This window comes from Streptomyces sp. JH34, assembly GCF_029428875.1.
GTDB lineage: Bacteria > Actinomycetota > Actinomycetes > Streptomycetales > Streptomycetaceae > Streptomyces.
This window is the reverse complement of sequence record NZ_JAJSOO010000001.1, coordinates 4,719,267-4,740,531: the sequence shown is the minus strand read 5'-3', so window position 1 is coordinate 4,740,531 and position 21,265 is coordinate 4,719,267. Positions and strand designations below refer to the sequence as shown.

Here is a 21,265-nt window from a genome sequence, read left to right as displayed (position 1 = left end):
GCGCTGCGTTGTCGCCCCGAACCGGAGTGCCCCGATAACCAGCAGAAGACTGAACCTCGCCCACCACCACCCATCACTCGTCTGCGCTCATTCTCAGGACTCGCCATGCCCGCACCGCGTACCAGCGCGCCCTCGACCACCACCGGGTCGGACGCGCTCCTCTATCTCCTCTTCGGCCTGATCGGCATCGTGCTCGCCTTCGGCTCGCTGGCCTGGCTGACCGGCAACCTCAGCAACTCCCTCGTCGGTACCGGGCCCTGGGCCCCGTACACGGCCACCGACACGCTGCTGCACCCCGAGGTGCTGTGGCCGCACCTGAGCCCCACCGCCCTGCTCATCGGCGCACGGATCATCCCCGGCCTGCTGTCCGTCTGGTTCACGGTCCTCGGCCTGGTGGTGTGGATGCGGCTGCGCGGCGGTGCGAAGAACGGTCTCGCGCGGAAGGGCGACCTCGCCCCGCTGCTGGACAAGGAGATCACCGCCAAGGCCCGGGACCTGCGGCCGTCTCTGAGCGGCCGGAGGTGTAAAAGAGGTCGCTCCTGCTGACCGCGGCATCCTGCTCGGCGCTCTTTCCCCGGGGCGGGCCGATGTCCGTGCGTCGTGGGAGGACGTGATCGTCGCGATCATGGCCCCGCGCTCCGGCAAGACCTCCGGACTGGCGATCCCCGCGATTCTCGCGGCCCCCGGCCCGGTGCTGCTGACGTCGAACAAGGCGGCGAACGATGCCTTCACCGCGACGGTCGACGCCCGCGCCGAGGTCGGCACGATCTGGACCCTGGACCCGCAACAAATCGCCCACCATCCACGTGAGATGTGGTGGGACATCCTGGCCGACGCCCGCGACCTGGCCGGAGCGAAACGCCTTGCCGGACACTTCGTCGCCGCCAGCGTCGACGAGTCGAACGGCTCCGACTTCTGGTCCACCGCCGCGTCCAACACGCTCGGCGCGCTGTTCCTCGCCGCCGCCGGCCACCGGCGGCCGATCACCGATGTCCTGGGCTGGCTCGCCGCCCCCGCCGACCGGACCCCGGTCGATCTACTCACCGATGCCGGCCACCTTGCGGTCGCCGCCCAACTCCAGGGCACCGTCTCCGGCGCCACCGAGACCCGCGACGGCATCTACGAGACCGCGAGGCAGTACGCCAGCTGCCTGCTCGACCCGGACGTCGCCGGCTGGGTCATCCCCGCCAAGGGCCTCCCCGAGTTCAAGCCCTTCGCCTTCGCCACCTCCCGCGACACGCTGTACCTCCTCAGCAAGGACGGCGGCGGCAGCGCGTCCGCGATCATCGCCGCGGCGGCCGACGCCGTGATGCGCGCGGCCGTGATCGTCGCCGAGCGCTCCGGCGGCCGGCTCGACCCGCCCGCCCTCTGCGTCCTCGACGAGGCCGCGAACGTCTGCAAGATCTCGGACCTCCCCGATCTCTACAGCCACTTGGGCAGCCGGGGCGTCATCCCTATGACGATCCTGCAGTCCTACCGCCAGGGCCAGCGGTGCTGGGGTGAGGCCGGCATGGACGCCCTCTGGTCCGCCGCCACCATCAAGATCATCGGATCCGGCATCGATGACGCCGACTTCGCCGACCGCCTCAGCCGACAGGTCGGTGACCACGATGTCCAGACCACCTCGGTCTCCACCAGCGACGGCAGCAAGTCCACCTCAGTCAGTATGCGCAGCGAGCGGATCCTGCCGCCCGATGCAATCCGCGCCCTGCCCAAGGGCAAGGCACTGCTCCTGGCCACCGGCATCCGAGTGGCGATGCTTGATCTGCGGCCTTGGTACAGGGAGCCGTCCGCCAAGGAGATCGGCCCGGCCTCCGCCCGCGCGACGAAGGCCATCACCGAACGGGCCATCGCGAAGACCCACGGCCGTGACGGCTTCGGGCTGTCGGCATGAGTGCGCCCACGCCGCGTCCCGGGCGGCTCGAACGTTCGCCGGTCGTTCTGCGCGACGGCCAGTGGTGGCTGGTCAGCGGGGTCGGCTCGATTATCGCCACCGACCCCGTGTTCACCAGTGTGCTGGACGGCTTCGCCGTGGCGATGGCCGCTGCCGACCAGGCCGTCGCCGATCTCCGCGCCCGGCACGATGAACTTCCCTCCTCCGACGCCGGGGGGCGACGATGAACCCGCTGCTGCGCGCGGAGCAGGCGGTCCTGGGCTCCGTGCTCCTCGATCCGGACCAGCTGGCGCATCTTGATTGGCTCGCACCGGATCACTTCGACCGGCCGGTCCACCAGGCGCTGTTCGCCGCGCTGCGCAGGCTCCGGGCCGATGGCCACCCCGGACTGGCAGCCGATACATCGGTGCCGCTGTCGTGGGTGACCGCTGCGGTCGAGGAGGCCGGCCACCACGTACGGGGGCTGAGCGCGGTCTACGCACACACCCTGGTCTCTGCCTGCCCGCGTCCCGAACACGCTCCGGCGTACGGCCGCATGGTGCTGGAGGGGGCGATCCATCGCAGCATCACCGCGCACGCGATCCGCCTTCACCAGGCGGCCCGCACCGACGCCCTGCGGGGCGAGGTCGAGGGCGCCCTGCACCACGCGGACGTTCTGACCGGGGTTCTCGACGATCTCGCACGGCGGTGGGGCACTGAACCGCGCCCGGTCCCGCCCGCTACGCCGCTGGCCACCGCTCCGGCCGCCCTGCCGCCGGTTCGGGCCGGTCAGGTCGCCGAGGACGAACGGTTCCTGCTGGCCGTCCTTGTCGAGCGGCCGAGGGCCATGGACGAGGTGGTGGACTGGCTGCGGCCGGGCGACTTCGCCGACCCGGCCCACGGGCAGCTCTACCGCTGCCTCGGCGCGCTGCACCACCGGGGCGAGCCCATCGACCGGATCACCCTGGTCTGGGAGGCGCAGCGGCGCGGTCTGCTGGCCGACGGCACGCTGTCCGGCGGGCAGGTCGCCGTCATCTGTGACGGTGTGGGTCCTGGCAGCGCCGAGTGGCTCGGTGAGCAGGTGATCCGTTCCTCGGTCACCCGCACCGCCGTCGCCTCTGCTCGCACCATTCGGGGCTTGGCGGAGAACGAGTCCCTGTCCCCTGGGCATCTCATCAATCACGCCCTGCACACGCTCGGTCCACTCGATGACATACGTACCCGCTGGCGGACGGCGAACGGCCACTCTCCGCCGTCACCGGCCCCAGCTTCTTCGTCGAACGGGCCTCCTCCTGCGCGGGTGCACGCCGCTCTCGCTCGCAGCACGCCACACCCAATCTCGCCGTCCTCGGCCCGGACCCGCTCTGCGCCCGGCCCTGCTGTCGTGCGGTCTCCCTCGCGCGGCCACAGCTGAAAGCCCCGTCCTCTGTTCGTCCTCTCCCTTGGGATTCACCGTGAACAACACCCCCAGTTCTGACATCTCTGCCCTGAGTGCCATGGCCTCGGCCTTCGACGCCCAGCGCGGCAAGCTCCCGGTCGCTGGGAACTACCACCGCTCGCCCGGCATCGTCGCCGTCGCCAGGCAGATATCCGAACTCGGCGAGCTGATCACCGACCTGGGCCATGAGGTCTTCCTCCGGGCCGCGGCCCAGGACCACGAAGTCCACACGGCCCGGGTCATCGCGGGCTTCGCTGCCGCTGCGCGACCTGCCGGCGAGGCGGCATCCGCCCTCGGGGAGACGGCTCACCAGCTCGCCTTCCTGAACCAGACCGAGCATCTCCGAAACCGGCCCGACGCCCAGGACGCCCGGGAGGCAGCAGTGCGGGTGATGGAAGACGCTCTCGGTTCGGCGGACACGGCCCTGCGCGAAGCCGCCGACTCCCTTCACGCCGCATCGGCGACGGTTTCGCCTCCGTCCGTACGGCTCCGAGCCGCCCGTAGCCGGTCCACGACCACAGCTCCCGCTCCCCAACCCGCGCCTCTCGCTGCCACGCCGACAGCGGCTGCACCGGGCCGGATTGTGCGGAGGCCGTGACATGGGGACCAGCAGCGTGCGCCCGCCGTTGATCGGCTCGCTCTGCTCGGGGTATGGCGGGCTGGACCTCGGGGTGCAGTCCGTGCTCGGCGGCAGCCTGGCCTGGCATGCGGAGGTCGATCCGGGCGCCTCGCGCATCCTGGCCCGGCACTGGGCCCGGGGTGCCCAACCTGGGCGACATCACGGCCGTCGGCTGGTCCACCGTCCCCCGGGTGTGCGTCCTGACGGCGGGCTTCCCCTGTCAAAGACGTCTCGGTCGCCGGCCGCCGGGCCGGACTCAACGCCCAGACCCGCTCCGGACTGTGGCTGCACGTCGCCCGTGCGGTCGAAGCCCTCCGACCCTGCCTGGTTGTGATCGAGAATGTGCGCGGCCTCCTCACCTCCCCCGCCGGTTCCCCTGGCAACGTGGAACCCTGCCCGTGGTGTCTGGGAGACACCCCAGGCCAGCCTCCTCTGCGAGCACTCGGTGCCGTACTCGGATCCCTGGCCGACCTCCGGTACGACGCGAGGTGGCTCGTGCTTCGCGCCTCCGACATCGGCGCCCCGCACCGCCGCGAGCGGACCTTCCTCGCCGCCTGGCCCGCCGGAAAGCCTGCTGAAAACGCCGACCAGCAACATCGGCAAGAACGGTGGTTCGCAACACCCGGCCAAGAGGAAGAGCGGGGGCCACGGGCCGAACCTGGCCGACGAGGTCGAATGGCTGCTGCTGCCGACGCCGAAGGCGTCGGACGGGATCAAGGGTTCGCCGAACCAGCGGCACGGCAACGGGGACATGACCCTGCCCAGTGCGGCGGCATCGCTACTGCCCACGCCGAGGGCCAGCGACACCGGGACCCCGGGCCGCCGCCCCAGCAAGGGCTGGCGTCCCCCGCTGTCGGCGGTGGTCCTGCCGCTATGGACGGAGAAGTCGCCGAGAGCGAGGAGCGGACCGGCGATGGGGAGCGTACGCAGCCGCCATCACCCGATGGGAGAGGCTCACCCGTCCCGCACCGGTCCCCACTGGCGCGGGCGGGCGTCTCCGCGCCGACTTCGTGGAGTGGATGCAGGGCCTCGACGCCGGCTGGGTCACCGCCACTCCGGGGCTCGGCCCCCCCCCGCTCAGCTCACCGCGCTCGGCAACGGAATCGTTCCTCAACAGGCCAGCCGAGCGGTGAAGTTGTTGGCCCCACCCTTCCCGCGTTGCCCTCGCTGCACGGCGGCCTAACGCCTCACTACCGGGGTTTCCCGGCCGGACCGATCGCGGTCCGACTACACGACTCCTAGCATCTGTCGGGATGGCCGTCAGAGAGGAGCCGCTTCGCATCCGTCATGGCGCGTTCGTACAAAGGAAGCGCCCTCTCCAGTTCACCCGCCTCCTGGTAGGCATCAGCGAGTTTGACTCTCAGGGCGAGCGTATCGAGGCCGTCGGGAAGGCCCCGTTCCAGAGCTGCCAAGGTCTGCTCGTAAAGGGGGATCGCCTTCTCTAGGTTGCCTGCGACGTGATGCGCGCGGGCAAGGTGGTTCCGCGAGGCCAGTGTGTCGAGGTGGCTGTCAGGAAGGAGCCGCTCTCGGGCAACCAGGGTCTCCTCGTAGAGAGGGATCGCCCGGTCCAGGTCGCCTGCATCGCGATAGGCACCCGCAAGGTTGTTCCGCACGGTCAAAGTGAGGGGGTGGCCGTCAGGTAGGAGCCGCTCCGAATCCGCAAGGGTCTGCTCGTAGAGGGGCGTCGACCTCTCCCGGTCACCTGCGGCGTGGTAAGCGCTGGCAAGATTGTTCCGCGAGGTGAGCGTGTCGACGTGGCCGTCAGGAAGGAGCCGCTCCCGGGCAACCAGGGTCTCCTCGTAGAGAGGGATCGCCCGGTCCAGGTCGCCTGCATCGCGATAGGCACCCGCAAGGTTGTTCCGCGAGGCAAGAGTGTGTGGGTGGTCGCCGGGAAGGACCCGCTCCCGGGCTTTCAAGGTCTGCTCGTAGAGGGGGATCGCCCTCCCCAAGTCGCCAACGGCGTGGTAGGAGCCAGCAAGGTTGTTCCGCGAAGTCAGCGTGTGTGGGTGGTCTTCGGGAAGTACCCGCTCCCGGGCCCTGAGAGCACGTTGACTGTATGCGGTGGCGCGGGCGATAAAGCCCTGCTCGGCGAGGAAGAGTCCGGCCTGGTTGAGGACGACCGCGGTGGTCTCGGTATCCGTGTTCGGCGGGGCCCTGTCGACGATGGCGCCGATGTGGGGAAGGAGAGCACGCCAGGCAGGCCAGGTAGTCGGGTTGTCCCCGTTGTCCATTTCCGCTGCGGCCAGACCAGTGGTGGCGTCGTCGAGGGCTTGAGCGATGTCGTGGGGTTGGCGATGGAGGTCGTCGGAATCGGGGGTGCAGGCGAGCGCCTGGACGAGCCGGTGCACGGTCACCGTATCGGGGGTCACGGTGATCATGCTGTAGGCGGCAAGACGTCGAACAGCGCTATGGACGGCGGGCAGCGTACCGAGATGGTTGAGGAGGCTACGGGGGATCTGGTCGGGGGCATACCAGGCGAGAGTGCGCAGGACACGGCCTGCGAGGGGTGTGTCGGCGAGGTGATCGAGGGTGATGCGCCAGATCCGGGCGATGGTCCGTTCGACAGCGCGGCCTTCTTCGCCCTCGCGGTACATGTCTGCCGGGGAGTCGGCCAGCAGACCAAGGTAGGCACGGGGGGTGAGGCCTGCTTCCGCGATGTAGGAGCCGACCTGCTCGAGGGCCAGTGGCAGATGCCCCAGTTCCGCGCAGAGTTCATCCACGCCGTCGAGATCTGGATTATCTCCGTCATAGCTCCCGATCCTGGTGATGAGCAGCCGACGGGATTCATCGGGCGTTGTGACGTCGAGGCGGGTAGGGATTGCCGTGCCGTGCCAACCGCTGGCGAGCCGACTGGTGATGAGAAACTGGCCAGCGGGGGCACGGGCCAGGAGCGGGGCGATATCGGCGGGGCGGTGGACGTTGTCCAGTACGACTAGCCAGCCGGTGTGGCTGGCTAGCCACTGCAGGGCGAACTCAGCCAGTGCCTCCGCAGTCAGGGCCTTCGCCAGAGCTGGCTGCAGGGCAGTGGCAAGGGCTACCAAGCCCTGCTGGACGCTGGCGGGACTGTCAGCGGTTATCCAGCGCACAGGAGTACGTCCGTGGGGGCGAGTGGCGGCCCAGTGAGCAGCCAGGGTGCTCTTGCCGACGCCGCCGAGCCCGTGCACAACCTGCACTGGCGTCGCACCGGGCGTGCTCATCGCGGCGTCGAGCCGGTCCATGTGGGCGGCGCGCCCGACGAAATGGTTCGTCCGAAAGGGCACGTTGTCCATACCTGCGGGCGCGTTGGTCTCGGCCGCCGCGCGCAGGATCTCCGGCGGCAGAACCACGGTGGAGTTGTCGTTGTAGATGCCGCTGACAGCCGTTCCACCGCCTGTTGCGGTCACCGCGCCGCTGTCGACCACTGACTGAACGGCAGACGTGGGCCCCGCGCCGAAGTCGTTGTTGCCACCGTTACCTACAGTGTAGGCGGCATCCGTGCTGTCCGGTCCCGTCGCGTCCAAACTGTCCTCCAGTGCTGGTGCGGCCTGTAGCTGTCGCTCGGCCGGGTCAGGTACTGAGGATCCCCGAGACCGCTTCGGACCCTTTACCGGTGGCCTCAGCGTCCCCCGTGTTCACCGCGACTGCCAGCCCAGTACTGATACCAGTACGACGGACGCCAGTGGTGGCGCGGCCTCCGTCCCGCGCCGTAGCCTTGCCCGTGCCCATGGCCGCGTCCCCGCCAGCGGTGGAGACGACGAGGTGCACAAGCGCCTGCAGTTCCCCGGCCACCCGCTCCCGCTCGGCGTCTTTGGTGTCCTCCAACAGCGCCTCGAACCGGGCCTGCCACACACCTTGCTGGTGAATTCGCGCGCGGGCGATATCTGCCGGCTCTCCCTCTGTCAGAAGGTGCTGGGTACGGTCAAGCCGTGCCAGCTCGGCCTCCATGCGGGCCAGGTCACCGCGCCCGAACATCCCCGCCACCTGCTCGCGCATCTCCATCCAAGCGCTATTGCCTACGGCCTCAACCACAGCAGTACCGCCCTCTGTGGCCAAACTCGTCAGCGTCTCACCCAACATGCTGCCACTCTCACTCTCTTCACAGGCCGCTCCCGCCATCGTTCGCCCGTCCGCGCACCGGTAGACGCACTGGCTGCACTCCGATGCTGGGGCGACTGCGCTTCGACCTTTCCAAGCTCTGCTATCCAAACCTCTGCTGGCGGCTCAGCTGTAGTCGATCCCCGTTACGCCCTTGCTTTTCCGCCCAGTTGACGTGCTCTTCCCGCTGTCGCGGACAGTTGCCTCACCGCTCCCCTTGCCCTTGCGCCGCTTCACCCCAGTCGTCGCCTGGCCGCCGTCCCGAGTGATCGTCGCCCCTGAGCGCGTAACCCGGTCAACGGGACCTGGCCCTGAGGTCTGAAAAACAGCCCAGAGCAAGGCCAGGATGCTCACCGCCCCTTGAACTGAGGCCCCGACCAACTGGCCCTTGTCCGGGCCATTAAGCAACCAGATCAGCGGCGTAGAGACAATGCCCGCCAACGCCACCACAATGAGCGCGATCTTCCACCCATGCGTCACGTCGTTCCCCTTCTGCGAATCCGCCTCGCCAACGCCTCGGCACGTCCGTGACGCTCCCCGACAGGTCCAGTACACCAGCTAAAGCGAGTGATTACTTCCTGATCCAGCCAGAAACCTGTGCCGTCATAGCTCAATAGGCGCAAGAAGACTGATGAAGCCGCCGTCCACGCCATCGGAGTCGTCGCGGTACTCCCCACCGGCGGCGACACCATCCCGGCGAGCTCACCGCCGCTGGCCACCGGCTCGCCGAGGCCCTCGACCAGGCCGTGGCCCTTGGCCTTCGCCCGGCAGCCGAGCCGCTCCGATGTCGTGGGACCGGAACGAGGCCGGTCCAACGGCCATTAAAGCGCTTCTAGCGCGAATTCCCGGCCGGACCAAACCGCACTTCTCCGGATCCTCCATTCCATGGCGCCGCCCCACAGATGGAGTGCTCCCCCATGTCCGACACCAGCAAGACCAACCCCGACCCCGAGCCGTTCCGCGTCCCCGACGGGGACCTCGACGATCTCGCCAGCACGCTCGCCAAGACCATGGCCGAGGTCAGGCAGCACGGCGTCATCCTCGACCGTCTGGGCTCCGAGCCCGCTCCTGCTTCCTCCGCCCTCCAGCCTGGCACGCGGAGGTCGATCCGAACGCTTCGCGCATCCTGGCCCGCCACTGGTCCGGGGTGCCCAACCTGGGCGACATAGCGGGTGTGCGTCTTGACGGCGGGCTTCCCCTGTCAAAGATGTCTCGGTCGCCGGCCGACGGGTCGGACTCCACTCCCAGACTCGCTCCGGGCTGTGGCTGTACGTCGCCCGTGCGGGCGAGGCCCTCCGACCTTGCCTGGTTGTGATCGAGAGTGTGCGCGGGCTCCTCACTTCACCCGCCGGTTCCCCTGGCGACCTGGAATTCTGCCCGTGGTGTCTGGGAGACACCCCAGGCCAGCCATCGGGGCGCCGCACCGCCGCGAGCGGACCTTTCTCGCTGCCTGGCCCGCCGAACCCCCTGCTCAAGACGCCGACCAGCAATATCGGCAGGAACGGCGGCTCGCAACACCCCGCCAAGAGGAAGAGCGGGGGCCACGGCCCGAACCTGGCCGACGAGGTGGAGTGGCTCCTGCCCACCCCGAAGGCGTCGGACGGAACCAAAGGCTCGCCCAAGCAGCGGTAACGCCACGGCGACATGACCCTGCCGAGCGCGGCAGCGTCCCTGCCGCCCACACCGCCGGCCCGCGACCCGGGTGCCCCGGAACGCCGACCGGGCAAGGGCCGGCCGACTCCCCCGCCAAAGGTGGCTCTGCCGCTCTGGAGGCAATAGGAGAAGAGCGGCGATGGGGTGCGTACGCAGCCGCCATCACCCGATGGGAGACGCTCACCCGCCCTGCCCCGGCGCCCACCGACGCGGCCGGACGGCTGCGTGTCGACTTCGTGGAGTGGATGCAGGACCTCGATGCCGGCTGGGTCACCGCCACCCCGGGGCTCGGCCGCCCCGCCCAGCTCACCGCGCTCGGCAACGGTGTCGTACCTCAACAGGTCGCCCGGGCAGTGCGGTTGCTTGCCCCGCCCTTCCCTCGCTGCCCTCACTGCACGGCGGCGTAGCGCCCGGCTACCGGGTTTCCCCGGCCGGACCAAATCGCGGCTTCTCCGGATCCTCTTCCGCATGTCGCCGTCCCACAGAGGGAGCACGTCCCCATGTCCGACACCAGCACGACCGCCCCCGGCCCCGAGCCATTCCGCGTCCCGGACGGGAACCTCGACGACCTGGCCAGCAGCCTCGCCAAGACCATGGCCGAGGTCAGGCAGCACGGCGTCCTCCTCGATCGCCTCGGCTCCGAGCCCACACCCGCCCCCCCACCGACCGAAGGCGCGCTGGCAACAGCAGCGGGCTCCGAGCCGGCGGCCGGCCCCGCCTCGGTGTTCATCGTTGCCCTGGGTGGTGAGGCGTACGCGGTCGAACTCGCCGCCCTCGCTGCCTGGGTGAACCATCTCTTCCTCCCGATCTACGGGCGAGAGATCAGCACGACCCGCCCGTGGTGCGCGCTGTGGCAAGAACACCCTGAGGCCGTGGCGCGGCTGCATGCCCTCTGGCTCTCGTGGCAGCAGCTCACCGACGCCGAGGCCGGCCTGTCCGGTCCCTCGACGTGGCACCGCGACCACCTCGATCAGACGCTGGTCCACCTCCGTGCTCCCGACGGTCCGTTCGCCGCGTGCACGACGAGCCCGAACCGGCCCAACCACCGCGTGCTGGCCACCCCCGCGCCCGAGCCGTTGGGGCCGGCGGCATGAGTGACGTACTCAGCCCGGGAAGGTCGATGTGAGCCGCGCCCGCTTCGCCTTCGCCGCGCACCCGGACGCCATCGCGGACCTGCGCGAACTCCCCGACGCGATACGTGATCTGGCGCTGCTGGAGCTGCAGAACCTGGTCCACGGAAGTGACGACTGCCTGCCGTTGAAGGGCCGTCTCGCGGGCTTTCACAAGGTGTACGTCGACCCATCCGTCTCCTATCGGATGGTCATCCAGTTCCGCCCCGCCCCGTCCACCTCGCACCACAAGCGCGAGGTCTATCTCGTCGCCGCGGGCAGCCGGAAGGAGTACGCGGTCTACCGCACGGCCCACCTGCGCACCGGCCCCCATCAGAACGCGGACGTCGAGACAACCTCCTCGGCCGCCGAAGCACGCGTGCAGGCCGCACGCTCCCGCTCTCCCCACACGGCAAACCAGCCGACGCCCCTCCCAGTGGCGGCGGCCCGGCCCCCTGCCACCGCTTCCCGAAAGGCTCCCCACCGGTGATCGTCGACCGCGCCCCGCTGACTCGTACCGAACTGGCGGGCCTGCTCACCGACGCCGCGCAGAGTGTCTCCGGGATCCTCACCGCCGAGTACCCGACGGCTGCCAGCCGCTCCTATCTGCATCCCGTACTGGGTGCGCTGTCGGCCGGACCCAGGGTGATCTGCGAGCTGAACGACCGGCTCGAAGAATTCTTGGCCGACGAGCCGCGCCCCGCGACGCCGACGGGTCTGTTCACCCTGGCCTCCTACGCCTCCGCGCTGGGATGGCTCACCGAGTCCCTCGCCGAGCTCACCACCTCGGTCGACCAGATCTGCACCCGCGTCGGCATCCCCACACAGCCACCGGACCCGACCTTCACCACGCCCGACGGCGACGAGCAGGACAGCGAGCTCGACTTCGCCTTCAGCGAACTGGAGTTGACGGAAATCCGCACCGCCGCCAAGGCCGCCCACCTCCCGCCGGGCGACTACGTCGCCGTGCTCTCCGAGTCCCTGCTCGCCATCACCCGGATTACCGACGCCTGCATGGAGATCTCCAGCGGCCTCCTCGACGACGCCACGTACGTCCTCGGCGAACCGACCGACCACGTCTGGATCAGCGACGGCCCAGGCCACCTGCCCACCCTGGTCCGTTCATTGCTCGCCCGGATGGAAACGGCCGGATGAGCCTCCACAACCCGTTCCAGAGCCGGTGATCCGGCTCATTTCCACGGCGCCCGTGTGCGGCCGAACGGCCCGTTCCACAGCGTGCGTAGGCGCGTTCCCCTCCCCGTCTTCTTCAGGAACTTCCCATGACCTTCAGCTCGGATGATGAGCAGTGGCGCGAGTACCACGTCAGCCCCCGCTACCTCGCCGGATCAACGTTCACCGGTGACCCCGCTCTCCGTCCGCTCCTCGACAGCGGCTGGTTGCTGAACGGCGACGACGTGGGCAACGTGTACGTCAACACTGCTGACCAGCGGGTCCGCCTGGCCTACCTGCCCGAGGGCGACGACGACGCCCTGTGGAAGATCACCGCGTACAGCTCGGACTACGCGACGCCACACTGGCTGGTCACCTTCCAGAGCGGCACCCCCACCGAGATCGTCGCCGGTTTCACCACGGCGCTCGCCGCCGCCTACGCCGAGGGCCCCGATTCCTACCTCCACCACGGCAACAGCGCCCTGACCGCGCTGGATGCCGGCACACCTCTGGCAGCGGCGGGCTGGAGCCACAGCTACAGCCCCGAGAACGTCTTCTTCCAGTCGCCCGACCACCTGGCCGAGGTCTACCTGCGCCACAACCACCGTGACCACACCGCCGAGATGCGGGGCCATCAAGAACGCTGGCTCACCCTCGCCGGGCCGCCAGGAAACCAGTGGTACGCCACCGCTTCCTCCTTCACCCCGCAGAGGCTGGTGACCGCGATGAACACCGCCCTCACCGACCCGTCGCCAGTTATCCGTTACGGCTATGACCTGCGACGCCTTCCCTCACAGGCCACCGCGACACCGGTCAAACCGCCTATGCCCACACCCCTGGACATCCGCCGTATCCAGGCAGCCAACTCCCGCTCCACGGTGCTGCCAACGACTGCCGCGGCTCGTCCCGTAACCCCGTCGCCGCGTTCGCCACCGGCTCCGCAGGCCCCGCGCTCCGGGTACGCCCGCTGACGAACACGCCCTCTCCCCCACGCCCCGTTCCTGCGCTCGGCCATGCGCATCCGCGCGGCCATGGTCATCACCGACAGCGCCGCGACCGTGACCGTCTGCACGCCCTGACCCGCCCCGGCCACGTGCCGGCCTTCTACGACCTGGAACGGATCACCAGCTCAGCGGCAGACCTTCGCGTCGCCAAGGCAGAGAGCAGTACGTCCCTGCAGGCCATCAGCCACGTGATCGAAGCCCGCGAATCCGCCGCGACCACGGCCTCGGCCCCGGCAGTCCGGCTGGCCCAGGCCGCCGTCCCCCGCTCCGGGCACACCACGCCCCCTGGGCCAGGTACCCGATCAGCCCGCCCCTTCGGCCGCTGTCGGCCCGCCGGTGGCCGGCCCGGGGCCGCGCCACTGACCGGTCAGGCGAGGTCCTCGTCGCGGTGGACATCCCCGATGCGGGAGCCCACCACGCGGGCCAGCTCCTCCACCGTCAACTAGGCACGGCACCCCTCCGCGATCCGCTCCTCCACCACCGCGCCCTCGTCCCAGCGCCCGCACCGCGCACCGACGGCCCACTGGCCGTCGGCGACCATCGCGATGTCGCCGACCGTCCACGGCCGCCCTGCCGCCCTGCCGCCCGGATCCTGCGCTCCAGCCCGGATACGACAACCGGGTTCGCCGGTCCATTCCCGGGCCGCTGGCCATCTGCTGGCGGCGGCCAGTTCGCCCACGGCAGACCCCACTTCCCCGGAAAGGACTACGGACTTCGGCTCACCGCATGCCAACGTAGAGGTGTCGGGAAAAACCGCAGGTCAACGAATGGATCGTCCAACCATGAACGCCTCCGCGTGACCTCCCGCACAACGTGCGTGGCCCATTCCGGCTGCCCGACGGGCAGACGCACCAGCTTTCCCCGCACCCGCCCTTTCCTACCGATCTTGGAGGCCTTCCGTGCCCCGTCACCTGACCGTCGGCCATGTGCTTTGTCAGCTCCAGGAGCTTGACCCCAACCTGCCGATCCGTCTCGCCGTCAACCCCGACTTCCCCTTCGCCCACCACGTGGGAGCCGAGGTCATCGTCCGGGACGGCAAAGCGTTCATCGCCGACGACGGCCAGGAGGGCTACCTCCCCGCGGCGGTGGGCGAGGCCCTCAACTGGACATGACCAACCCCATCAACGCCCTGGATGTTCCTATCTCGTCGCACGTCCTTCCACTCCACAGCATCGCCGCGCACCCCATGCCGAGCGGTGTACGCGGCGCTCTGGTCCAGCGTTTCTCCGTCCTGCCCGACGGGCCGCTCGACGTCACCTGGCTCGCCGCCGAATCCCCGAGGCTCCCTCTCGGACGCATTCGCCTCCGCTGGGAGCCGGCTTCCCCCACCGGCTGGAACGTCACCGCCCACCTGGGCCTGGCCACCGCCGAGGTACATCTCGCCTCCTGGCCCGCAGCACCGGACGACTGGCCGCATCTGGCCCATCCGACCATCCACGAGGTACTCGGCCTGTGCGCCGCACTCACCGTCGCGACCGCCGCCCTCGATCTCTCGAACCGCCTCGCCCAGGTCTGACCGGGACCGCAACACCCTCCTCCAACTCCGCAGCCAACTCGTCGAGGGGCCGGTCCTCGGCCACCGCTATCGGGATGCCTACGAGATGCGGGGGCGTCCTGTGGCGTGCGTGGGTGACGGTGCGTCGGCGGACAGCCGAGAAGCTCTGCTCAGGGCGACCGCCAGTCCCTTGCGGCCTGGGCTGCCGATGCCGCTTCTGGCAACCGTGCCGTCGACCCTCCCTTCGCTGCCCGTACCGCATGTTCCCCACAGGGTCCGAGGTCCGTCGAAGACCGACCGGTGCGCTCTCCCTCCAGCGCGCCCCATCGACTGCCACAAGGCTCGCGGGGACCAACGGGACGGCAGTGCATATTCGTGAAGCGCTGTCACGGTCGGCCCGGCGTGAGTCCGGTCGTTCCTGCCGGTCCACCCCGGGCGACTTCGCCGTGATCCGCCCGGCTATCGGTCGATACAGGGGGACGAGCCATTGTGTTCGGATGGCTGGAAGTCTCTGCCCGACGTTGCGTCAGGTGTGATCTAGGTTACCTTCGGGGGGACTGAATGGAGAACCGTGATGATTCGGGGCTGGGAAGCCGATCCTTCTTCGCCGCTGGTGCGTCGCCTGGGTAAATCCCCCACCGAGCTCGGGACCACGGGCGGCGAGCAAGGGTGCCCGGACATCTGGGAACTGGAGAACGGGGACATCGCCGTCGTTGGCCGCGACCTCACCGATTCCTACCTGCCGATCCTGCCCCCAGGGCTTGTTGTCGCCCCGGATGAACGAATCGTCGTAATCCCCCGCAGGACAGCCGCTGCGGCGAAGGTAGACCTCCCTGATGCTTAGCTCACAGGCCCACGGCCCAGGTCTGCGCCTCGGGCTTGACGACTACTCCGAGGACTTCGGTCGCCATTTCTGGGGTTCCGGCCCCGAGGGTTTCTGGAAGCTTGAACGTCAGCAGAGCTTCCAGGAGCCGGGGGTGGAGAGCTGGGAGGCCTTCCGCAAGGGGCGCTGGGATGAGGCCCTGGCGCTGATCGAGGAACAGCGGGGGCACTACGAGGAGTACCTCCGGCGAATCGCCGGAAGCGGATTCGCCCTCCACCGTGTCCGCTGTGTGGAGGAGCCCATCGCTCCGTACCTCCAGTGGGAGCTCCACCTGCTGAACCTGAAGGCCCAGTGCGGGGAGGACACGAGAGTCCTCAGCGGGGACGGAATCCTCCGGCACGAAGCGCAGCATCCGCTTCCGGAGGTCGTGGTCCTCGGCTCCTCGGTGATGTACGAGGTGCTTTATGACGACGACGGGAAACTCGCCGGCGGTATCCGCTTCGACGATCCACGCGACATTTCCCGATGGCGGAAGACGATCCAGGAGATGCACCGGGCTGCTGAGTCGTTGGACGACTTCTTCACTCGCCGGATCGCCCAACTGCCTCCGCCGACCGTGACCGAGGAGTAGAGCCGAGCAATCCCGCCCCGAGCTCGATGGAGAGTCCGGGATGGGCATAAGAGTTTCGGCCGGAAGCCTGCCGCAGCATAAGGGCTATAAATGCGCATTATTCTGATTTCATACTCCGCGCAGGGCTTCGCCCTCCTGCACCGCGTGTGCGAGCGGGCCGGACACACGCCCGTCGCTTACCTGCACGCTCGGTCGCTGCGGCCGGGCGAGCCGTCGCGACGCGGTGCGGGCGATGTCGTGGGCGAGATCGTCGACGCCCTGCCGAACGGGATGGATCTGCTGATTCCGGGCCGGAAGAGCATGTTGCCGCACATCATCGCGGGATACCAGGCCGATCTCATCGTCTGCTACGGCTTCCCCTGGAAGCTACCGTCGGCGGTACTCCGGTCGACGAACTTGGGGGCCATCAACGTGCATACGTCGATGCTGCCGAAGTACCGAGGCCCCATTCCGGTCAACTGGGCGATCAGGAACGGCGACAAGGATATCGGCGTCAGCATCCACTGGATGGAGAGCGAATTCGACTCCGGCGGGATCCTGGCGCAGGAGGCAGGTATCGCGTTGGGCGACGATGTCGCCCCCCAGTTGTTGTGGGAAGAGGTTGACCGATTCATCGAGCGGCTTCTGCCCCGCGCGCTCTCGCTGGCCGTGGCCGGTTCGCCTGGTACACCGCAGGAGGAGAGGTCGGCCACCTACGCGGGGTGGATGGAACCCGAGTTCTCTCAGATCGAGTGGAACACCGCCAGGGAAGATATCCACAACCAGGTACGCGCCGTCAGGTTCGGCAGCTCCGGAAGATCCGGCCCAGTTGCCGTGGTGGCTGACCGTCGTCTGCGAGTACTGAGGACATCGTTGCAGCCGGCGGACGGAATCAAGGTGATGTGTGGAGATGGACCCGTGTGGATCACGGAGTCCGCACCGGTGGCGGACTCCGATTCCTGAACAGAGCCCGGACCACCGCGAGTCAGTTCGGGTCTGGTGACGTTGCCTCTGCCAGGGAACGCCGGTACCGCGCGAGCTTGTCCCGGATTGCCCTCGTCCACGGGTGCTCCGGACCGAGTACCCGCTCGCGCCATTTCCTGACGATTTCCGCCTGTTCGATGGCTTCCCGGTCCTCGCCGACCGCGTGCAGGACGTTGCTGAGCAGGCTTCGTGCCGCCAGCGTGATGGGGTATCGAGTTCCGAACCGGCGTTCATGCGCCGCCAGCGCACGGCGGGCCGACAGCAATGCTTCGGCGTGCTTTCCGGTGTTGAGCAGCGCACCTGCGCAGTTGAGGTCGGCCGACAGTGTGATCGGGTGGTCCGGGCCCAGCTCACGGCGACAGTCGGCGACCAGATCCGTTCCTGCCAGTGCCTCTCGGTCCAACTCCGGGCCAGGAGGCAGTTCGAGCAGACATGCCCTCGCCTCCAGTGTCAGCGGGTGCCACGGGCCCAGCAGTTCGGCTCGCCCGGCAACCGCCCGGTGCATCAACTGCACGGCTTCCGTCACTTGACCGAGCCAGACCAGCGGGCGGGACAGATGGAGGCAGGTGGTCAGGGTGTCGAGCGCCTCGGGACCGCAGACCCGTTCGAGGTCGTCGAGCAGCCCGCGGTGGAGATCCGCTGCCTCCTCAAGGCGCCCCAGACGATCGGTCGCCTTCCCGATCCGCTGCCGCAGGCGCAGCACCAGGACGTGATCGTTTCCCAGTCGTCGTCGTACGAGAGTCGTCGCTTGTTCGGCCATGGCCAGTGCAGATGCGTAATCGCCGGAGCGATGCTGGGCCGTCACCAGGCGCAGGACGCAGGTGGCTGCGGACTCGGCGGTGCCGATCGTGATCTCAGGCCAGGTGATGACGCGGCGAAGCAGCGCCAGGACATGGGGAGCGAGGGGGGTGAGGAGGCTGTCCCGCAAGCCGCGTACCGGGGATGCAGGTAGGGAGTGGAGAAGGAGTCCGGCTGCCGCGGCGGCGAGTTGGTCGCGTTCATCGACCGGGGTGATGCGTGCGACGCTGTCGAGCAGCACTCCGTGCGTGCGCAGGCAGCGGATGTCGCCGGGGACGAGTTCGGTGAGCGAGTGGTCGAGCAGTCCCCGAAGTGCCAGTTCCACCCGGTCTGCGGGCAGGGGCAGGTCGAGCCGGGCGTTGGCCAGCAGCGACAGGGGCAGCGGGTCGTTCGACCAGCAGGCCAGAAGGCGCAACAGGGTGACGGCCTCGGGCAGGTTCTGCCCGGTCAGGGAGTTCAGCGAGAGTTGCCACGTTCCGCTGACCAGGTGCCGCGAGTCGTTGCCCGCCTCGACGGCTCCCTGGTCGATCAGCTCGATGGGGTCCGGACGCTCCTGCAGACGACGCCCGTACTCCACCATCGTCCAGGGGTCGATCACCTGGTGGGCCAGGAACCCGCCGGCCAGAGTCAGGGCGAGCGGGAGTCGGCCGAGGCTGTCGGCGATGGCGGCCGCGTCCTCGGCGGAACCCGTTCCCGGGGCGAGATCACGCAGGACCTGAGCCGCCTCCTCACGCGGCAGGACACCCACGTACAGCAGCTCAGCGGCGGGCCACCAGTGTCCGGCAGCCTGCCGTGTCGTCACGAGGACGGTTCCGCGCGGGCTGGTGCGCAGCCATCCGCCGTCCCGTAGCACCGCTGGGTCATCGGCGTTGTCCAGCACCAGCAGCCATGGTGCGTCGGACCGGTCGAGATGGTCCCAGACCAAGTCCGCAGCCGCGCGTAAGCCGTTGCGCGCGGCCATCAGCTCACCGTCGCCGGCGCCTCGGTCGGCGGCCACAGCAAGCATCCCGGCCCGTAGGGATGCCTGATCGGAGGCATTGACCCACAGGCCCAGGCGTCCGCGTTCGCGGGTGGCGTGTTCGAAGAGTGCGCACGCAACGGCAGTCTTCCCGCATCCTCCCAGGCCGTGCAGGACGAACACGGTGCTCCCGGCGTCCTCGGTCACGGCCTCCTTCAGGCGTCCGACGAGTTCGCCGCGATCCCTCAGGATCGCCGGTGCTCGGCCGATGGGCGGATGCCTTACCGAGTCCGGGCCGGCCCAGGCGGCACTGTGATGGTGGTGTTCGGTGATGTGCTGGTCACCGGAAGCCTGGTAGACGCGTCCCTGTTCAGTGGCCCGGCCGTCGTTGCGGCCGGTCACCGCTGGTCAACGTTCAGGTCGCGGCCGGCCTGGTAGACACGCGAACTGCCGGAGGCGGTCGCACGTTGGGTGACGGCCGGGATGGAGGGTGCGCCGGGGTCGAGTTCGGTCAGCAGGGAGCGCAGTTCCGCCACCAGCTCGGGGTGCGCGACCAACAGGCGGCGAATGCGGCCCTGCCACTCCGCCGCGATCTCCCGCTCGGCCTCCTCGTCACCACTGCTCTGCGCGCCCAGGAGGTCCCGGCGCGACGTGTCGAGCTGGGCGCCGACTTGCTCCTCGTAGTCCGGCCGGACACGTCGCCACAGACTGACCACGCCGTTCCGCACACCGTTCCACGTGTCGGTCGCCAGCAGCGTCGCGATCGTCGTACCGGCAGTACCCGCTAAAAGCGCGATCTCCGCGTCCATCCTTTGCCCTCCCTCGATCCGGCTCGGGTTACAACTCTATGGAGCCGACGTGGTGTCAGTACACCGGGCTTTCAGCGGCATCTCGCGCCGTCCTCGGCCCACTGCCACGGACCTACCGCTCCCAGTTGTCACTCGGCTCGCCACCGAATCCCCCAGACTCCCTGTCGGACGCATCCGCCACCACCGGCAGCCGACTTCCCCCGCCGGCTGGAACGTCACCGCCCACCTGAGCCTGGCTACTACCGAGGTACGCCTCACCTCCTGGCCCGCCGCACCGGACGACCGGCCGCGTCTGGTCCACCCGACCATCCACGAAGCACTCGGCCTGTGCACCGCCCTCACCATCGCGACCGCCGCCCTCGACCTTTCAAATTAACTCGCCCATTACTAACCGGAAGGACGCCCGCGCCGAACAGGCAAGGGCGGCCTTGCCGTACTCGGTAAGGCGAAGCACGCCACGGAGCGCCGGACGTCGTCCATCGCCTCCGTCCATCGCCTCTGTCCATCGCCTCGCGTGGTCCGGCCGTCATCAGCCTCGTTCTGGCCGCCTCGGTCGGGCCGCTTCTAGGATTCGTCGGCCCACACTGGATTGCCGGCTTCTTGCACGTGCAGGGTTGGCGAATGCTCCCGGTATGCCCACTGTGTCGCGTCGTACGGCGCTACCCAGACTTTGGCCTGGAATGCCTGAATGGGTGTCAGTGCAGCGGTGCAGGTGTCAAGCGGGCTGATTCGAGTGGCCCTGGCTGGGATGGTGATGGTCGCCGAGGTTCCCCAGGGAGCAGGGCAGGTCTGCTCCACGGAAGCTTGGACGTAGGCGAGTTTCGCTTTCACTGTCATCGGCCTGCCCGAGGTGTTGGTGAACTGAACGAGGAAAGCCATCATCGCCTCGTCAGCGACAAGCAGGCATGGCTTCCACACCACCGTCCCCGCGCTCCGCGTTCTTCCGCATCGGTGATTCCCGTTCAGGCTGCCTGACACGGCGGAGGTATCAGCGTTGGGACCGTCGGCGTCCATGGCATGCGCACTCGGTGACGCCGACCTGGCCGGGCCCCTGAGAGCCGTGGCCGGCGTTTCGTCGCCCGACCACGTCCACAGGCCGATCGACACGGCCGCCGCGGCGGTGAGTGCTAGTGCCCCGATCCACCTCTTCTTCGCCGGGCGCGATGTCCGGTCGGTGATTCCCGCCGCCACGATCACGCCGGATTCCGCCTCAGTCGCAACTGCTGCACCAAACGCCCCGGGTGAGACTGCAATGGTGACGGGTTCGACCGGAAACAGCTCTGCCAGTTCCGGCTCGGTAACTGCCGTCGATTCCACGTTCGCCCGGAGTGGGACAGATTCTGTGAGGTGTGGTTTAACTGCTTCGCTCGATGCAACGGCCACGGAAGTCCCGATGGACTCTCCATGACTGATCTGCCCGGGGGAATACAAACATCCGTTCTCCCCCATCCGACGGCGCCACCCGCGTCCGGCTGTCTCCTGAAGCCTGTGTGCCAGATCGGCGATCTCCCGGCCGATCATCGGTAACCGCTTCGCATTGCCGGGTGCATACAGCTTCAGCGCTCGTGCGATAGCCGCACTATCCTCCACGCTGGGCAGCCGGTTGTGCTTGGTGCCGGGAAGGAGTTGCCTGCGGCCGCGTAGCCAATACGACAGTATTGGCCCGTCGATCGGCGCACGCGATGTGCACTCTGGTGTAGCCCGCTCCTGCTCCAGCGCCCTGACCAATACTTTCCGTGCAGGCCTATCCTTGGAGATCGGCTCCCCCACACACGCTGCCCATGCATCCAGTGCCTGCACGAGGCCGCGCGCGAGGTCCGCGAACTCATCCCCTGATTCCTCGGTCAT

20 protein-coding genes and 2 pseudogenes are annotated in these 21,265 nt (G+C 68.7%); 16 read left to right on the top strand and 6 right to left on the bottom strand.

Annotated elements, in window-relative coordinates; all coding sequences use genetic code 11:
• Window positions 1-105: 105 nt before the first annotated feature.
• The 5 genes and pseudogenes from LWJ43_RS21260 to LWJ43_RS21240 form a co-directional block, all read left to right on the top strand.
• Window positions 106-1,894 (top strand): annotated as a pseudogene (locus LWJ43_RS21260) (type IV secretory system conjugative DNA transfer family protein).
• On the top strand, window positions 1,891-2,121 hold the full coding sequence (locus tag LWJ43_RS21255; protein WP_277333808.1) for a hypothetical protein: 231 nt from the start codon (window positions 1,891-1,893) through the stop codon (window positions 2,119-2,121). The pseudogene LWJ43_RS21260 and the gene LWJ43_RS21255 overlap by 4 nt, the downstream one beginning before the upstream one ends.
• Window positions 2,118-3,287: a DnaB-like helicase N-terminal domain-containing protein gene (locus LWJ43_RS21250; RefSeq protein ID WP_277333807.1), complete on the top strand. Its 1,170-nt coding sequence runs from the start codon at window positions 2,118-2,120 to the stop codon at window positions 3,285-3,287. Before LWJ43_RS21255 ends, LWJ43_RS21250 begins: the two co-directional genes overlap by 4 nt.
• An 82-nt stretch (window positions 3,288-3,369) precedes the next feature.
• Window positions 3,370-3,909 carry a hypothetical protein gene (locus LWJ43_RS21245; RefSeq protein WP_277333806.1) on the top strand — a complete coding sequence of 180 codons (540 nt, stop codon included), beginning with the start codon at window positions 3,370-3,372 and terminating at the stop codon, window positions 3,907-3,909.
• A gap of 297 nt (window positions 3,910-4,206) precedes the next feature.
• Window positions 4,207-5,172, top strand: a pseudogene (locus LWJ43_RS21240) (DNA cytosine methyltransferase); the annotation flags it as partial.
• Here the strand turns inward: LWJ43_RS21240 and fxsT are convergent.
• Both fxsT and LWJ43_RS21230 read right to left on the bottom strand, forming a co-directional pair.
• Window positions 5,169-7,430 carry an FxSxx-COOH system tetratricopeptide repeat protein gene (gene fxsT / locus LWJ43_RS21235; RefSeq protein ID WP_277333805.1) on the bottom strand — a complete coding sequence of 754 codons (2,262 nt, stop codon included), beginning with the start codon at window positions 7,428-7,430 and terminating at the stop codon, window positions 5,169-5,171. The pseudogene LWJ43_RS21240 and the gene fxsT overlap by 4 nt on opposite strands.
• A 46-nt stretch (window positions 7,431-7,476) precedes the next feature.
• On the bottom strand, window positions 7,477-7,908 hold the full coding sequence (locus tag LWJ43_RS21230; protein WP_277333804.1) for a hypothetical protein: 432 nt from the start codon (window positions 7,906-7,908) through the stop codon (window positions 7,477-7,479).
• Between the two features lie 1,013 nt (window positions 7,909-8,921).
• Between LWJ43_RS21230 and LWJ43_RS21225 the strand changes: the two genes are divergently transcribed.
• From LWJ43_RS21225 to LWJ43_RS21200, 6 genes are all read left to right on the top strand, one after another.
• Entirely contained in the window at window positions 8,922-9,173 is a 252-nt protein-coding gene (locus tag LWJ43_RS21225; protein WP_277333803.1) for a hypothetical protein, read from the top strand.
• A 729-nt stretch (window positions 9,174-9,902) separates the two neighbouring features.
• Window positions 9,903-10,064 (top strand): hypothetical protein, encoded by a 162-nt coding sequence (locus tag LWJ43_RS21220; protein ID WP_277333802.1) that lies wholly within the window; start codon window positions 9,903-9,905, stop codon window positions 10,062-10,064.
• A gap of 93 nt (window positions 10,065-10,157) precedes the next feature.
• Entirely contained in the window at window positions 10,158-10,751 is a 594-nt protein-coding gene (locus LWJ43_RS21215; RefSeq protein ID WP_277333801.1) for a DUF4913 domain-containing protein, read from the top strand.
• A gap of 28 nt (window positions 10,752-10,779) precedes the next feature.
• The gene (locus LWJ43_RS21210; RefSeq protein WP_277333800.1) at window positions 10,780-11,256 is read left to right on the top strand and encodes a hypothetical protein; all 477 of its coding nucleotides are present in this window, start codon (window positions 10,780-10,782) and stop codon (window positions 11,254-11,256) included.
• Window positions 11,253-11,921, top strand: coding sequence for a hypothetical protein (locus LWJ43_RS21205; RefSeq protein ID WP_277333799.1), 669 nt, complete (start codon window positions 11,253-11,255; stop codon window positions 11,919-11,921). The genes LWJ43_RS21210 and LWJ43_RS21205 overlap by 4 nt, the downstream gene beginning before the upstream one ends.
• 125 nt (window positions 11,922-12,046) lie before the next feature.
• Window positions 12,047-12,907 carry an SPDY domain-containing protein gene (locus LWJ43_RS21200; protein WP_277333798.1) on the top strand — a complete coding sequence of 287 codons (861 nt, stop codon included), beginning with the start codon at window positions 12,047-12,049 and terminating at the stop codon, window positions 12,905-12,907.
• Window positions 12,908-13,382: 475 nt separating this feature from the next.
• Here the strand turns inward: LWJ43_RS21200 and LWJ43_RS21195 are convergent, their stop codons facing one another.
• Window positions 13,383-13,619, bottom strand: coding sequence for a hypothetical protein (locus tag LWJ43_RS21195; protein WP_277333797.1), 237 nt, complete (start codon window positions 13,617-13,619; stop codon window positions 13,383-13,385).
• Between the two features lie 220 nt (window positions 13,620-13,839).
• On the opposite strand from LWJ43_RS21195, the gene LWJ43_RS21190 reads away from it, so the two are divergent.
• From LWJ43_RS21190 to LWJ43_RS21170, 5 genes are all read left to right on the top strand, one after another.
• Window positions 13,840-14,052, top strand: a complete 213-nt coding sequence (locus tag LWJ43_RS21190; RefSeq protein ID WP_030881314.1) for a hypothetical protein — start codon at window positions 13,840-13,842, stop codon at window positions 14,050-14,052.
• Window positions 14,049-14,456, top strand: a complete 408-nt coding sequence (locus tag LWJ43_RS21185) for an esterase (RefSeq protein WP_277333796.1) — start codon at window positions 14,049-14,051, stop codon at window positions 14,454-14,456. The genes LWJ43_RS21190 and LWJ43_RS21185 overlap by 4 nt, the downstream gene beginning before the upstream one ends.
• Window positions 14,457-15,009: 553 nt before the next feature.
• Complete coding sequence (locus tag LWJ43_RS21180) at window positions 15,010-15,279, top strand: hypothetical protein (protein ID WP_103510037.1); 270 nt, start codon at window positions 15,010-15,012, stop codon at window positions 15,277-15,279.
• A complete protein-coding gene (locus LWJ43_RS21175; protein ID WP_277333795.1) occupies window positions 15,272-15,889 on the top strand; it encodes a DUF6879 family protein in 618 nt (205 codons plus the stop codon). The genes LWJ43_RS21180 and LWJ43_RS21175 overlap by 8 nt, the downstream gene beginning before the upstream one ends.
• A gap of 90 nt (window positions 15,890-15,979) precedes the next feature.
• Window positions 15,980-16,831 (top strand): methionyl-tRNA formyltransferase, encoded by an 852-nt coding sequence (locus LWJ43_RS21170; RefSeq protein ID WP_030881320.1) that lies wholly within the window; start codon window positions 15,980-15,982, stop codon window positions 16,829-16,831.
• Between the two features lie 22 nt (window positions 16,832-16,853).
• On the opposite strand, the gene LWJ43_RS21165 is transcribed toward LWJ43_RS21170, so the two are convergent.
• The 3 genes from LWJ43_RS21165 to LWJ43_RS21155 form a co-directional block, all read right to left on the bottom strand.
• Window positions 16,854-19,010, bottom strand: a complete 2,157-nt coding sequence (locus LWJ43_RS21165) for a tetratricopeptide repeat protein (RefSeq protein ID WP_277333794.1) — start codon at window positions 19,008-19,010, stop codon at window positions 16,854-16,856.
• Window positions 19,007-19,417: a hypothetical protein gene (locus tag LWJ43_RS21160; RefSeq protein WP_277333793.1), complete on the bottom strand. Its 411-nt coding sequence runs from the start codon at window positions 19,415-19,417 to the stop codon at window positions 19,007-19,009. Before LWJ43_RS21160 ends, LWJ43_RS21165 begins: the two co-directional genes overlap by 4 nt.
• A gap of 564 nt (window positions 19,418-19,981) precedes the next feature.
• On the bottom strand, window positions 19,982-21,265 hold the full coding sequence (locus LWJ43_RS21155; protein WP_277333792.1) for a hypothetical protein: 1,284 nt from the start codon (window positions 21,263-21,265) through the stop codon (window positions 19,982-19,984).